This is a genomic window from Paenibacillus sp. MAHUQ-63, from assembly GCF_028765165.1.
Lineage (GTDB): Bacteria > Bacillota > Bacilli > Paenibacillales > NBRC-103111 > Paenibacillus_E.
Window position 1 is genome coordinate 185,804 of the sequence record NZ_JARADB010000007.1, and the last position, 14,250, is coordinate 200,053.

Sequence of the window (14,250 nt, forward strand, 5' to 3'; positions counted from 1 at the left end):
TTATTCGAAATGCTCCAAAACAATTTTGCCCAGCGTACGGCCGGCCTCGATGCGGGCATGCGCTTCGCGCAGGTTCGCCGCATGAATCGGCGACAGCCGATCCGTCAGCGTTGTGCGCAGCGTGCCGCCGTCGATCAGTCCGGCTACTTCATTCAACAGATGATGCTGCTCGATCATATCGGCGGTTTCGAACATCGCGCGCGTGAACATGAATTCCCATACGAACGCGGCGCTTTTATTTTTGAGCGCATTCATATTCAGCGGCTGAGCCGTTTCTACGATGGAGCAAATGATGCCTTGCGGTACGATGGCCTCCGCCATGTTCTGCCAATGCTGATCGGTGCTGTTCAGGCAAAAGATATAGTCAACGCCGGACATGCCGAGAGCTTTCAACTGAGAGACGAAAGCTTCCTGATGGTTGATGATGTGATCGGCCCCCATAGAGGTCGCCCACTGTGCCGATTCCGGCCGCGAAGCGGTGCCGATAACGGTCAATCCGGCATGTTTGGCCAATTGAATGGCAATGGAGCCCACGCCGCCGGCAGCGCCGATGATCAAGATCGTGCGGCCCGCATTGTCCGCTGCGCTGCGGGAGACGCCAAGCCGATCAAACAGCCCCTCCCAAGCGGTAATGGCTGTCAAGGGGAGTGCCGCCGCTTCGGCGAAATCCAGCGATGCCGGCTTCCTGCCCACGATTCGCTCATCGACGAGATGGAACTCGCTATTGCCGCCCGGGCGTGTAATGCTGCCTGCGTAGTAAACCTCATCGCCCGGCTTGAACAACGTGCAATCCGGTCCGGTTGCCGTCACGATGCCGGCGACGTCCCACCCCAGAATGCGCGGAGCTTCCTCTTTCCTGTCTTTGGGAGCGCGGACTTTCGTATCTACCGGATTCACGGAAATGGCTTTCACGCTGACGAGCAGATCTCTGCCCATGGGTACCGGTTTCTCTATGTGGACGTCGATCAGGCTTTCCGGATGCTCGATGCTCAAATATTGATAAAGTCCTACTGCTTTCATCGTTTCTTTGGTTGTCATAAGGTCATCTCCTTACAAATAGTAGTTATCTGTTGTCAGTTTAGCTCATTCGTTCTAAAATAGGAAGTACGCACATTCATGTGATGTAGTATCAATTTATATACTGTGAGGTGGTTAGTCACATGCGTGATCGGAAAAGCGGCTATGGCAGCGAGGGAAATATGGAAGGTTGCCCCGTTGAATTTACACTGGATATTATCGGAGGCAAATGGAAGGGCGTGCTGCTGTATCATTTGATTGACGGCACCAAAAGATTCAATGAATTCAAACGAATCTGTCCGTCCATTTCCCAGAGAATGCTGACCTTGCAGCTGCGGGAGCTGGAGGAGGACGGCATCGTGCACCGTGAGGTGTATCATCAAGTACCGCCGAAAGTTGAATATTCGCTGACGGAGTTTGGCCGGACGTTAACGCCGATTCTGCTGCTCATGAAAGAATGGGGAAGCCAATATAAGAAAAATTCAGAATGTTCCCTCTCCCTGGAGCGAACTTGAACTCGCCAGCCTGCGCCAATCGAAAGGTTGGTTTTTCATTTCAGGTAATATTATCTTTTCTCTAGCAGATACCAGTCGTGTCGATTTTTGTGGTAGACTAGTAGAGAGAAACCGAGGTGCAATCTTTCCTGTATTGCGATCGGTTGAGCTTAGGCAGGATGGTGCTGTAATCGAATGAGAATGACGAATATGCTGCATTTCACGGAAAACCACAGGTTTTGTGTAAACCGTGAGTTTTCTTTGAGCAGTTTGGATTATAAAATGCTGGCGATGATGTACCAGCCGATGATCGGCGGTTTGTCGATCTCTCTCTATCAAGCTCTCTATCAGCAAATGAGCGCGGAAAAAGTCGGATTTTCGCCGCTGGAGCAGCAGCGGAAATTGTTTTTGCTGCTGGATCTGGAGCAGGGTGAGCGGGGCCGCAAGTATTTGATCGAGCAGTCTTCCAAGCTGGAGGCGATCGGCCTTCTGCAGACAACCCGCAAATTTTTGCCGGAGGAAGAGGATTATATCTTCGTTTATACCTTGTTTCCGCCGCTCGGACCTAATGAGTTTTTCCGGAATCAGCATTTGACCCTGCTGCTGCGGGACAAGGTCGGCAAGTTCATGCTGCTCTCTCTGCGGGAAGACTTGCTGGCGCCGGAGCCTGTGGAATGCCGCGATGCCAGTGAAGAGAATTTATCCGTTCCCTTCTATGAGCTGTTCCGTCTGAATACGCAGGTCGTCGACTACGAATTGGAACAAGCGCTGTACGAGGCTTCGGCCAGCAAGCAGGGGGAAGCGCGTCTGGACGTAACGACCAAAGGGTTCCAATATGCCGACATTATTATGCGGTTTCCGCGCGGATCGGGCAATCGGGTATTCGTCGAAGCGCTCAAGCATAAGCCGGACCAGATGGCGGCCATTAATATCGTAGCGAAGAAGTACAACTTGTCCCTCCAAGAAACGTGCCGGTTGCTGGATGAAGACGGAGCGTTCTCGGAAGACGGGGAGCTGCAGATGGATTTGATGCAGTATAATGCGAACCTGTTCTACCGCCAGAGCAAGAAGCGCGACGAGGAGCGAGAGCGAACGTTATCCAGAGCGGAGGAGGCCGGATCCGACGCTTCGCAAGAGATGCCGGAAGAGAAGTCCGTGGAGATGGCCTATTACTTGGAAGTGCCGCAGCAGCTGCGCGGCGAATGCACGGATCATCAATACAATTACATTATGCGTAACGAGCCGTATACGGCAGTCCTGAAGATGTTCTTTACCCAGGGCTCCATACCGGACGGCGTACTTAACATATTCGAGAAGATCGACCTGAATTACAAATTGAAGGAAGAAGTGATCAACGTGTTGATTCACTTCCTGCACATCGACCGCCGTTCATGGGCGAAATCTTCGATCGAGGCCGTTGCTTCGGATATGCTGGGCAAACAAATACTTACTTACGAACAAGCCGTAGAGTATGTGCGCGAGAAGATCAGCTACAAACAGAAAGCGGCATCCAAAGTAGAGGCCGCCAAGTCGGGCGGTTCTGCGACAAGAGGCCGTCAAGGCAAGACGCAGAAGCCGCATATCCCCATAGCCGTACCGGATGCCGAGACGGTAGCTTCCTCCCGTTTGTCCGAGGAAGAGATGGAGGCCGCCAGAAGGATGGCAAGAAAGCTGGATGAGCGCTTTAACCGTAAGAGCTGACGAATCCACAGCAAGATCATTTGGAGGAGGTGCCGCTAACCAATGGAATCCCTGTCACACATTCTTAAATCCATGCCTGATTCGGAATGGAAACGGAAGGCGGAAGTCAAGATCAAGGCGGTTCTGGATGATCCGCTGATTCATAAGTTTCGCCAGAAGTATGCCTTCGTCGATGATTACGCCGTCAAGATCAATATGAACAAGCTGTACCAATATGTGACCGAGTTCAAGACCTGCTCGAATTGTCCCGGTCTGGACAACTGCCCGAACGATATGACGGGGCATTATACGATGCTGAGCGCGAGTACGGATCAGGACAAAGTTTTTATTCATGAAGAGAAAGTGGCGTGCAAGAAATTCATCGCCAAGCAGCTGCAGGATGCCATCTCTTCCCGCATCCGCACCTTTCACGTGGATCCCAGGATGATTACGAGAAGCTACTCGTTCGAGGAGATTCTCGAGACCGATTGGGACCGGGCGAAGGCCGTCATGAAGATCAATGATTACGTGAATGAAACGATGGAGAACGGTCTGCAGACGCGCGGTCTTTACTTATCCGGCATGTTCGGCACGGGCAAGACGTTCCTTATGGGCTATATGCTGCACCAGCTGGCCAAAGTCGGCATGACCGGGGCGATCGTGTATATGCCGGATTTCGCCGAGGATTTGAAGGGCATGTTCCAGGAGCCTTCCAAGTTGAAGGAAACGATCGATCTGCTCAAAGAGACGGATCTGCTCGTGTTCGACGATATCGGCGCGGAGAATCTGAATCCGTGGCTTCGCGACCATGTCATCGGCGCGATTGTCAACCACCGCATGAACCGGAAGCCGACGTTCTTCACGTCCAATTACGCGCTGAACGACCTCGAGAAGCATTTCAGCTTCACGAATAAGGATGGCGACGAAGAGTTCAAAGGCCAGCGGATTATGGACCGAATCCGGCCGTTCGTCGATGTCATCGAAGTGCTTGGCACGAATAAGCGGGGCAAGGCGTAGTATTTGGCTCCTAGCCGAAGAAAACCCTTCAAATTCAGAGATATGTAAGAGAAAGCCGCCTAGCTTGAATAGGCGGCTTTCTTATTTGGACTGGTTTTGCTTGGAAGCCGGCATTCTTTCCTGCCGGCTGGTAACTGGAAAAACTCCAGTTATTTCAATCTGGATTAGGCTTTTTTGAGGGAATAGCAGGAATTTCGCCCGCTAAAAAAAGCGATTCAGGGTCGATTGCAGGTAATTCCGCGGAAATAGCAGGAGATTTTCCAGTTAACTGGCGGCGAAAGCTGCTTGATGATGGAATAACTGGAGAAATTCCAGTTACACTGTGTCTGGGCCCGACGTTCAAGGATTCATGGGCCGAGATATTGGATTCCCGGACGTTGTGAGGCCAAAGTTTGACTATCTAGCATCCATCGGCGTACCCGTTGGGGGCGCTATTGGTCTTTGTGCATCAATATGTGCTGCTGTTTATCTTGCGTGCAACTGTATGCCCTTGAGCCACTGGGTAACCACGTACCGCTATGTGATACTGTGCTCATTTTAGGCACCCAAGTGGTTCGAAGGGTCTTCTGTTTATTGCTTTTTGAGCTTCTCCAGCTGCGTCGTTACGTTCTCGATCATCTGTACGAAGGAGGTGAGCTCTTGGGCGCTGGCCGCCTGAGTACGGGCGTAGTGCGTCGTCTCCTCCGAGCCTTTCTGAACGAGCTCGAGCTTCTTCGTGATCAGCTTCAGCTTCTCCTGAATTGTGTTCAGCGCTTCCCGAGAATTCGTAGCCAGCTTGCGCACTTCGTTGGCGACGACTTCAAAGCCGCGCCCATGCTCGCCGGAACGGGCTGCTTCAATGGCTGCGTTGAGTCCGAGCAGATGCGTCTGATCGGAGATTTCTTTCATGACGGAGCCCATCTTGGAGATATCCTTGATTTCATGCTGCAACTCGTCAATACGTATATTGGATTGATCCTGCGACTCCGCCGTCTTGATCGCCGTATCGGCTACGGTCTGGGAGCTGCCGCCAAGTTCGACCATCATGGAAGCCAGGTCTTGCACGGCCCCGGAGATGGTCGTCAGCATTGTATCCTGCTCGTCCACAAGCCTTTGAATCTTCAGCTTCTCATCATACTCGTAGGCTTCCAGCACAAGCTGGCTGTCCAGGTTGAACATCTTGCTAAGCGAATGGATAACGTGAACCCACTCTTCGGGCATAAGGGTTTTAAAATGTTTCGAAGCAATGTCGGTATATTTCAAATAAGTGCCCAAGTACCAGGAGGTTGTTAGGCCGATACGGGAATGGACTTTGCCGATAAAGAGCCGTCTCTCGATATACTCATCATCCATCACGCCGGAAGCCATGGAGAGGAAGTACCAGCGCTGCGTTTCTTTGAGCCGGTCAATCGTACTGTGCTGCTGAATAATGGCAAGAAGCTCAGGAACCTCGATAATATCCGCATACAACTCATCGACAAGCTGGTTGACGACCGTTTGGAATGCTTCTTCCTTGCTGTGCAGTAGTTCTAGATCCGCATTCGTTAATCCGATGTAAGTAATGAGTTTCTGACGTGCTGCTTGAACTTTGATCATTTGAATCGATAGTCTCCTTAGTGGTCTAATGAAAAAACCGCCTTACACAGCTGTGCAAAGCGGTTTTGTAAGGCTAGTATGAGCCTATTTCATAACTTGAATGGCTGTTGCAACGATTGCAATGATGAACAAAATGCCAAAGAACACGCCGAATCCGATACCTACATCCATGAAATCGTTGCGCGGCTCTTCATACACGTGAAGCTCAGGGTGTTTAGGATCGCTCATGTGGTTACCCCCTAACGTCCGACATTCGAAGTTTAAGCTTAGTATACCCAAATTCGTCGAAACTTGTAAAGGTGATGGAAGTGACAATTGTGCAAACAATAACAGACAGCAGCGGAAAATGCAAAATAAATCTTGACTCTGACATTAGTGTTATGGTTTACAATAAAATCATCCTTACTTGATCAAGGAAAAGGAAAAAGGTGAAAGCCATGCGGATTAGTGAGTTATCCAAGCTGACCGGCGCCAGTATTCGTTCTTTACGGTACTACGAAGCCAAAGGGCTGATCGCTACGCAGCGGGAGGAGAACGGGTACCGGGTCTTCAACCAAATGGCCGTTGAGCGCGTCAAAACCATTCAATTCTATTTGAGCCTCGGCTTTACGACCGAACAGATCGAAAGCTTCCTGAACTGTGTCATGAAGAATCAGGAGTCGCTCTGCGACGATCTGCTGCCACTCTACACGGAGAAGCTGCAGGACATCGAGAGACAGATGGAAATGCTCCAAATGCTCCAAGCGAACTTGAAGGACCGCATCTCGTATATCGAGCAGCAGAGACTTCAAGGTTTGCCCGTAGAACTGCCTGCCAAGTAATTGGCGCGGCATCCGGTTTGCTAACTTATGGCTTGGTTGAAAAGGGCTATAGGTGTGGTATACTTTACATGTTGACGTTCATCGGTAGACTATCACTACTTGATGTTATACAACCATTCATTAGAAGGAGGAAACTATCATGGCAATTGTGAATGTTTCTGATAACAGCTTTAAAGCTGAAGTTGAAAGCGAAGGTACAGTACTTGTAGACTTCTGGGCACCTTGGTGCGGACCTTGCAAAATGATCGCTCCTGTTCTGGAAGAGCTGGATAAAGAAGTGGAATCTTTGAAAATCGCGAAAGTGAACGTGGATGACAATCCGGAATCCGCAGCTCGCTTCGGTGTAATGAGCATCCCGACGCTGATCGTGTTCAAAGACGGACAGCCGGTTGATAAAGTGGTTGGTTTCCAATCCAAAGACTCTTTGAAAAATGTAGTATCCCGTCATCAATAATTGATTCAAATTAGAAACAATTGTTCGTGTGAAAAAGCTCTTTTTCTGCTATGCTGAAAAGGAGCTTTTTTTTTGTGCGCGAAAGGAGATTTGGAAACATGACGGAGCATGATCACGAGCTTCACGAACACCAGCATGAGGATGCGGCCAGCCGCGAGCGGAGTTTGGAAATGATCAAACATAAGCTGTCGCTGTTACCGGATAAGCCGGGCTGCTATATCATGAAAAATCGGGAAGGCACGATTATTTATGTAGGCAAGGCCAAAGTATTGAAAAATCGCGTGCGCTCCTATTTCACAGGCAGCCATGGCGCGAAAACACAAAAGTTGGTCAGCGAAATTCGCGACTTTGAATATATCATCACCTCCTCGAATATGGAGGCGCTCATTCTCGAGTGTAATCTGATTAAGCAGCATCATCCGCGGTACAACGTCCTGCTCAAGGATGACAAGACGTTCCCGTATATCAAGATTACACATGAAGCGCAGCCGCGTCTGGAAGTGACGCGGCGCGTGTATAAGGATAAGGGGAAGTATTTCGGCCCTTATCCGAACGCCTTCGCAGCCCAGCAAACGAAGAAGCTGCTGGACCGGCTGTATCCGCTGCGCAAGTGCAAGACGATGCCCGATAAAGTATGTCTCTACTATCATATCGGGCAGTGTCTGGCGCCTTGCGAATACGAGGTCACCGCGGAGACGAACGAGCGGATGGTGCAGGAGATCACCCGTTTCCTGAACGGAGGACACGATGTCATTAAGGAAGAGCTGACGGCCAAAATGCTGGCCGCAGCAGAGGAATTGAACTTCGAGCGCGCGAAGGAGCTGCGCGATCATATCATGAGCATCGACGCCGTCATGGAGAAGCAGAAAATCAATGCCGTCGATGCGCAGGACCGCGATGTGTTCGGTTACGCGGTCGATAAGGGCTGGATGGCGGTGCATATCCAGTACATGCGGCAGGGCAAGCTGATCGAGCGGCACGTCTCGCTGTTTCCTTATTACGGGGACGAGTACAACGATTTCATTACCTATGTGACACAGGTCTATATCGATAATCCGGCGCTGCCGAAGGAGATTTTCCTGCCGGGCATGCCGGAGCAGGCGGCTGGTTCAGCCGTTGACCAGGCTGTTCAAGCGGGAGAGCCTGATGCAGGCCAAGCCGAGCCGGCTGAGGCTGCGCAGGCGGAGCCTGTCGTTTCGGCGCAGGCCGAGGCTGAGATGAAGGATGTCCGTGAAGCGCTGGAATCGTGGCTGAAAGTGAGGGTCCATATCCCGCAGCGCGGACTCAAGAAGCAGATGGTTGATATGGCGAAGGATAATGCCCGCAACGCGCTGGAAGAGAAGTTCCGTCTGGTGGCGAGGGACGAGAGCCGCACGACCAAGGCCGTGGAGAATCTCGGCGAATGGCTCGGCATGGGCAAGATCAGCCGGATCGAAGCGTTCGATAACTCCAACATCCAAGGGACGAACCCGGTCTCGGCGATGGTTGTGTTTGTGGACGGTAAGCCCGACCGCAAGGAGTACCGCAAGTACAAAGTCAAAACCGTCGTCGGTCCGGATGACTACGATACGATGCGCGAGGTCATCCGCCGCAGATATGAGCGGGTGCTCAAGGAGAATCTGACGATGCCCGATCTCATCGTCGTGGACGGGGGCAAAGGGCAAATCTCCGCAGCGATCGATGTTCTGGAGAATGAGCTGGGGCTGTACATCCCTGTGTGCGGACTCGTCAAGGACGCGAAGCATAAGACGGCGCAGCTCATGATGGGAGATCCGGCCGAAGTCATTCCTTTGCCGCGCGACAGCCAGGAATTTTACTTGCTTCAGCGGATTCAGGATGAAGTCCACCGGTTCGCGATTACGTTCCATCGGGAAACGAGAGCGAAGTCGATGGTCGTCTCCCAGCTCGATGCGATCCCGGGCATCGGCGAGAAGCGCAGGAAGGCGCTGCTGAAGCATTTCGGCTCCGTGCGCAAAATTAAAGAGGCTGAAGTCGAAGACTTCAAGCCTCTAGGTATCGGTGAGAAATTGGCAAGCGAGATTCTCAAAGCGCTTCAAGGCGAGGCGGCGGCCCCCCAGGAATAAGGGGGCCCCGCCTTTTTCCATGCAGCCAGGCCAGGAAGCAGCCGACGAGCGCAGGGAGCAGCAGATAGAAGATGCCGCTGATGATATCGCTGATATGTCCTAACGAGAAGAGTGACATGCCCATGAGGATGCTGTCCATGCAAGCATGTGCGAATACGGCTGTGATGAAGCCGTATTTCAGGAATACATAACCAAGAATAAGGCCGATGATGGTAACTTCGACGAGCCGCGTGTAGACCGGATAGATCGGATACTGGGTGTGGCTGGCGGCCCAGATCACACTCGGAATGAGAATCGCAATGAAGTTATTGCGGAACAGCTTTTTGAACAGCATGATACCAAGCAGCCTGTAGGTGGCCTCCTCGGATATTGCCGCGACCCACGCCATGAGCGGGAAGAAGCGGGGTTCCGCCATGTTGAGCACGGAGTCGGTCGGGTCATTGACGGCCCAGACGTCGAATTTGACGTCGCCGGTGTAGAACAGCACTTGCTGAACGCCCAGGATGAAGAGGGCTAACAAATACCCGCGGCCCATACCGTGAAACGCTTCTGTGCCGAATTTGCCTTCCCTCCAGGACGGCCACTTGGGCTGTCCGATCCGGTTCCACAATCCGTTGCCTGCCACAAGCGACAGGTAGAGCGAGATGCCGAGGCCGAGAGCCAGCACATTCATGAATATAATCGCAGCCATCGTGGCGAATTCCCCATTGACGGCGCCTATGCTCATCGAGCGGAAGGCCGGATACATATTGAAATTATTGGTGATATATATGGCCAGGAATATGGCTGTAAGCAGCAGCCCGTTGGTGAATCTCATCTGTTTGCGATAGAGGATGGCGAACACGATGGCCGCAACGGTCATGATCAGAGAAAAGCCCATCGAAATCCACGTCATGACAGAAGCCGAATGATCCTGCTGGTTGAGCCAAGCCAGATGTGAGGCGGGTAAGCTGAATAGTACCGTGTAGCCGACCAGATTGGCGTCGTCGAATTGGGTGCGCACCTGCAGCTTCGCTTCGCCCATTGGCTGAGATTGCTTCTCGTAGTACAGAACGAGTCCTGAAGAGGAATCCGTGCCATCGTCTTCTTTGGCGATCGGCTTCATCTCGTCGGGATTAAGCCCTTGCGCCCGCATTTCCTGCTTGGCCAGAATGTCGGCCTTCGTTTGACTGATGAGTGCAGAGGCATCGTCGCGGTACGTCTCCCGCCAACTGATTACGGAACCGTCCGTGTAGTTGATTTCCACTTCGAATAAACGGCTTTGCCTGGCGTCCCCCACTTGAACCTGGTAATAGTCCAGCGGATAATGCTTCCCATAGGTGTCCTCGTAGCTTTGGGACAAATGCTCCTTCTGCAAATAACCGCTGCGCTCTTTCTTGGACTGGTAGACGACATACGTCTCGGGAGCCTTAATGGCATAACGCCCGCTGATGAATGTCGAGGCGGCCTCTGCCGCTTGCTGTTTGGTTAGCGCCGGGTTGTCCGCCTGCGGCTCATCCTCTTGCTGCATGCCATAAAGTGCGGAAACGCCAAAGTAAAGAGCAACGCCTATACAGGCAAGTAGGAGGAGAAATCGGTTTAATCGGAACCTTGGCATCGTCACAATCCCTTCTGAATTGAGTAAGTATCAAACCCTATTTCCACGTTATCACGAGTTTATGAAGAATGCGAATTTTAGGTGGAAAAGCAATTCAAACAGTTATATAATACCTATATTTGCATGAATAGCCGAATGTCTTCACGATAATGGGGAACTCTACGTGTAAAAGGTTACGCACATGCACGTGATTGCACAAATGGATGAGGAGAAACTCTATGTTCAAAAAATTGAGTATTTGGCAGATGACCCCGCCGCAAGTATTGGTGCTTGGCTTTGCCGCGATCATCCTGGTCGGAGCCGGTCTTCTCACGCTTCCGGTCGCTTCCGCGACAGGTCGCCCGATCCCTTTCATCGATGCGCTCTTTACGGCGACCTCAGCAACCTGCGTGACAGGGCTTGTCGTTGTGGATACGGGCAGCGTCTATACGATATTCGGTCAGATCGTGATCATCAGCCTGATTCAGATCGGCGGCTTGGGCTTCATGACGATGGCTACCTTGCTAGCATTCGTGTTTCGCAAGAAAATTACCCTCAAAGAAAGATTGATTCTGCAAGAAGCTCTGAACCAAGGCAGTATGGAAGGCATCGTGCGTTTGATCCGGAGAGTCCTCATATACTCGTTATCGATCGAGGCGATTGCGGCCGTGATTTTCGCCATACGCTGGACCTTTGATCTGGGGTTTTCCAAGGCGCTGTATTTCGGGATCTGGCATGCGATTTCGATGTTTAACAATGCCGGCTTCGATCTATTCGGGACCGTCGACGCTCCTTTCGTCTCTTTGACGGGATATGCGGACGATTTCGTGGTGAACTTTGTGGCGATGGCGCTTATCGTTCTTGGCGGTATCGGTTTTGTCGTGATGGCGGATGTAATGGATTATAACAAGACGAAGAAGCTCTCCCTTCATTCTAAGGTTGTACTAAGTATGACCGGCTTACTGATCGTTGCAGGAGCTCTTATCATTTTTATATTCGAATATACGAATAACAGAACCCTGGGCTCGTTGGATTTGGGCGGTAAAATACTGGCCTCCTTCTTCCAGTCGGTGGCGCCAAGGACGGCGGGCCCCAATACGGTGGATATCGGCGCGCTGCGGCAGGCGACACAGTTCTTCATTGTGATCCTGATGTTTATCGGTGCATCGCCGGGCTCGACGGGCGGCGGTATCAAAACGACGACGTTCACGATTCTCATCTCCGCTATCGTTACGATGATTCGAGGTAAGGAAGATATCGTCATTTTCCGTTATCGACTGGCGAAAGACCGCATTCTTAAGGCTATTACCCTAACCATGATGGCCTTGTTTCTGGTTATTATCGTTACCATGCTGCTGTCCACCACAGAGGATTCGCAGCTGCTCAAGATTTTGTTCGAGGTAACCTCCGCTTTCGGCACGGTCGGATTAACGATGGGGCTGACGCCGGAGTTAACGACGTTCGGTAAAATTCTCATTTCCTTGACGATGTTCGCCGGACGCCTCGGACCGATTACCTTGGCTTATGCGCTGCAGCCGAAACAAGAGAAAGAATTATATAGATACCCTGAGGGTAAAATCACGATTGGATAGGGGAAACGAAACATAATGAAAAAGACGCAATATGTGGTTGTTGGACTGGGGCGCTTCGGAGCCAGCATTTCTAAGGAGCTGATGAAGCTTGGCAATGAGGTGCTTGGGATTGACAAGGATGAGGAAGCGGTAGACGAGATGAGCCATGTGCTTACACATACCGTCGTTGCCGACGCCACCGACGAGGATGTGCTGAAGTCGCTGGGCGTGCGCAATTTCGACTGCGCCGTCGTTGCGATCGGAGACGACATTCAGTCCAGTATTTTGACAGCCATTGTGCTCAAAGATCTAGGAATTAAGAAAGTGGTGGCCAAAGCGTTGTCCGAGCTTCACGGCAAAGTGCTGAATAAGCTGGGGGTCGACCGGGTGATTTATCCGGAGCGGGATATGGGCATTCGCGTCGCTCACCAGCTCAATTCGCCTAACCTGCTCGATTATATCGAGATTTCCAAGGATTATACGGTAGCCGAGCTGTCAGTGCCCAAGCGGTTGTGCGGCTTATCGATCAAACAGTTGGACCCGCGGGCGAAGTTCGGCTGCAGCGTCGTGGCGATCAACAAACAGACCGGCGTCATTATCGCACCTACGGCAACGGATGTCGTGAACGAGAACGATATTATGGTGATCATCGGCACGAACGACCAAATTGAAGAGTTCGAAAGCGAAGTCATCCGATAATGGACAATGCGACCTCCCATCTCATCGAGCATGTTATTGTGCTGCTTGTGCTCATCTTCGGCCTTGGGATGCTGTTCGGGAAGGCGGCGTCTTGGCTGAAACTGCCGGATGTAGCCATGTTTCTTATCGCCGGGATGATTGCCGGTCAAGCCTTTCATTGGATTTATGAGCCCAGCACTTCATTCACCAATCAGTTTATTCTGACCATAGGCTCTGCATTAATTCTTTTCGACGGCGGGCGCAACATCAAGCTCGGGGGTCTGAAACGGGTATGGTTGACGATCGGCATGCTGAGCGTGCCCGGGGTGATCATCACATGCGGGGCGGTTGCAGCGGCGGCCCATGTGCTGCTGAACCTGCCTTGGCTGTATGCGCTGCTGCTGGGCGCCATTATTGCGTCGACGGATCCGGCAACGCTCATTCCGGTATTCAAACAAGTCAAGATCCGCACCAAGGTCAGAGAGACGGTTGAAAGCGAGTCGGCCTTCAATGATGCGACGGCGTCCATTCTCACTTTCTCGCTGCTTGCCGTCATTCTGGGAACGGGGGAAGTTTCGCTCGCCTCCGGCATCCTGGATTTCATTACCACGGCGGTGGGAGGGCTGCTGCTTGGGGGGGCAATCGGATTCGTCATGACGTATTTGACTGCGCATCTGAAGCTGGGCATGCTCCGCGATTATGCGACGATCGCCATGATCGTGACCTCGCTTTTCGCCTATATTGCCGGGGAACTGTTAGGGGTCAGCGGGTTCATGGCGACTTTCACAGCGGGATTGATTTGGGGGAATGCGGGGACATTTAAGCTGGCGATGGAAGATAAACGGCACGAAATGGAGCATTTCTCTGAAAATATTACTGTGATTATGCGGATGCTTATTTTCATTCTTCTTGGCAGCCAAGTGAATTTCCCGGTTATTCTCGAGCATTTCTGGACGAGTCTGGGGGTCATAGTCGTTTTCATCTTCATCGCTCGGCCGCTAACGGTTCTCCTCTGCACGTGGCCGGACCGCAAAGCGAAGTGGAAGCGCAACGAAATCCTGTTCATGTTCTGGGTGCGCGAGACGGGAGTCATTCCAGCGGCATTGTGCGGGATGGTGGCTGGCATGGGAGTTGCGCACAGCGACCTTATAGCGAGCGTAACCTTCATGGCCGTGCTGATCACCATTCTATTTCAAGCGAGCACGACGGCATATGTGGCCAGGAAGCTGGGGCTTGAAGTGAAGCCGGGCGAGGCAGAACCGCTTGAGCACGGAGCGTCTTGA

The 14,250-nt window shown here is 51.9% G+C and carries 13 protein-coding genes; 9 read left to right on the top strand and 4 right to left on the bottom strand.

Annotated features, from left to right (window positions below; genetic code table 11):
* Window positions 1-1,038 (bottom strand): zinc-binding alcohol dehydrogenase family protein, encoded by a 1,038-nt coding sequence (locus PUT07_RS30000; protein ID WP_274472455.1) that lies wholly within the window; start codon window positions 1,036-1,038, stop codon window positions 1-3.
* Between the two features lie 122 nt (window positions 1,039-1,160).
* On the opposite strand from PUT07_RS30000, the gene PUT07_RS30005 reads away from it, so the two are divergent.
* The 3 genes from PUT07_RS30005 to dnaI all read left to right on the top strand — a co-directional run bounded on the left by PUT07_RS30005 (window position 1,161) and on the right by dnaI (window position 4,208).
* Window positions 1,161-1,532: a winged helix-turn-helix transcriptional regulator gene (locus PUT07_RS30005; protein ID WP_274472456.1), complete on the top strand. Its 372-nt coding sequence runs from the start codon at window positions 1,161-1,163 to the stop codon at window positions 1,530-1,532.
* A 174-nt stretch (window positions 1,533-1,706) separates the two neighbouring features.
* Window positions 1,707-3,212: a helicase DnaB gene (locus PUT07_RS30010; RefSeq protein WP_274472457.1), complete on the top strand. Its 1,506-nt coding sequence runs from the start codon at window positions 1,707-1,709 to the stop codon at window positions 3,210-3,212.
* A 42-nt stretch (window positions 3,213-3,254) separates the two neighbouring features.
* Window positions 3,255-4,208: a primosomal protein DnaI gene (dnaI, locus tag PUT07_RS30015; protein ID WP_274472458.1), complete on the top strand. Its 954-nt coding sequence runs from the start codon at window positions 3,255-3,257 to the stop codon at window positions 4,206-4,208.
* A gap of 570 nt (window positions 4,209-4,778) precedes the next feature.
* On the opposite strand, the gene PUT07_RS30020 is transcribed toward dnaI, so the two are convergent.
* Entirely contained in the window at window positions 4,779-5,783 is a 1,005-nt protein-coding gene (locus tag PUT07_RS30020) for a globin-coupled sensor protein (RefSeq protein WP_274472459.1), read from the bottom strand.
* An 84-nt stretch (window positions 5,784-5,867) separates the two neighbouring features.
* The gene (locus tag PUT07_RS30025) at window positions 5,868-6,011 is read right to left on the bottom strand and encodes a YqzM family protein (protein ID WP_274472460.1); all 144 of its coding nucleotides are present in this window, start codon (window positions 6,009-6,011) and stop codon (window positions 5,868-5,870) included.
* Window positions 6,012-6,220: 209 nt separating this feature from the next.
* Here PUT07_RS30025 and PUT07_RS30030 point away from each other — a divergent pair, with 209 nt between their 5' ends.
* The 3 genes from PUT07_RS30030 to uvrC all read left to right on the top strand — a co-directional run bounded on the left by PUT07_RS30030 (window position 6,221) and on the right by uvrC (window position 9,142).
* The gene (locus PUT07_RS30030; protein WP_274472533.1) at window positions 6,221-6,604 is read left to right on the top strand and encodes a MerR family transcriptional regulator; all 384 of its coding nucleotides are present in this window, start codon (window positions 6,221-6,223) and stop codon (window positions 6,602-6,604) included.
* A 139-nt stretch (window positions 6,605-6,743) separates the two neighbouring features.
* The gene (gene trxA, locus PUT07_RS30035) at window positions 6,744-7,058 is read left to right on the top strand and encodes a thioredoxin (RefSeq protein WP_274472461.1); all 315 of its coding nucleotides are present in this window, start codon (window positions 6,744-6,746) and stop codon (window positions 7,056-7,058) included.
* A 170-nt stretch (window positions 7,059-7,228) separates the two neighbouring features.
* Window positions 7,229-9,142, top strand: coding sequence for an excinuclease ABC subunit UvrC (uvrC, locus tag PUT07_RS30040; protein WP_274472534.1), 1,914 nt, complete (start codon window positions 7,229-7,231; stop codon window positions 9,140-9,142).
* Here the strand turns inward: uvrC and PUT07_RS30045 are convergent.
* Window positions 9,102-10,739 (bottom strand): CPBP family intramembrane glutamic endopeptidase, encoded by a 1,638-nt coding sequence (locus PUT07_RS30045; RefSeq protein WP_274472462.1) that lies wholly within the window; start codon window positions 10,737-10,739, stop codon window positions 9,102-9,104. The genes uvrC and PUT07_RS30045 overlap by 41 nt on opposite strands.
* A 218-nt stretch (window positions 10,740-10,957) precedes the next feature.
* Between PUT07_RS30045 and PUT07_RS30050 the strand changes: the two genes are divergently transcribed.
* From PUT07_RS30050 to PUT07_RS30060, 3 genes are read left to right on the top strand one after another with little or no spacing between them, the layout of a single operon-like run.
* Window positions 10,958-12,310, top strand: coding sequence for a TrkH family potassium uptake protein (locus PUT07_RS30050; protein WP_274472463.1), 1,353 nt, complete (start codon window positions 10,958-10,960; stop codon window positions 12,308-12,310).
* Window positions 12,311-12,325: 15 nt separating this feature from the next.
* Complete coding sequence (locus PUT07_RS30055; RefSeq protein WP_274472464.1) at window positions 12,326-12,988, top strand: potassium channel family protein; 663 nt, start codon at window positions 12,326-12,328, stop codon at window positions 12,986-12,988.
* Window positions 12,988-14,250, top strand: a complete 1,263-nt coding sequence (locus tag PUT07_RS30060) for a cation:proton antiporter (RefSeq protein WP_274472465.1) — start codon at window positions 12,988-12,990, stop codon at window positions 14,248-14,250. Before PUT07_RS30055 ends, PUT07_RS30060 begins: the two co-directional genes overlap by 1 nt.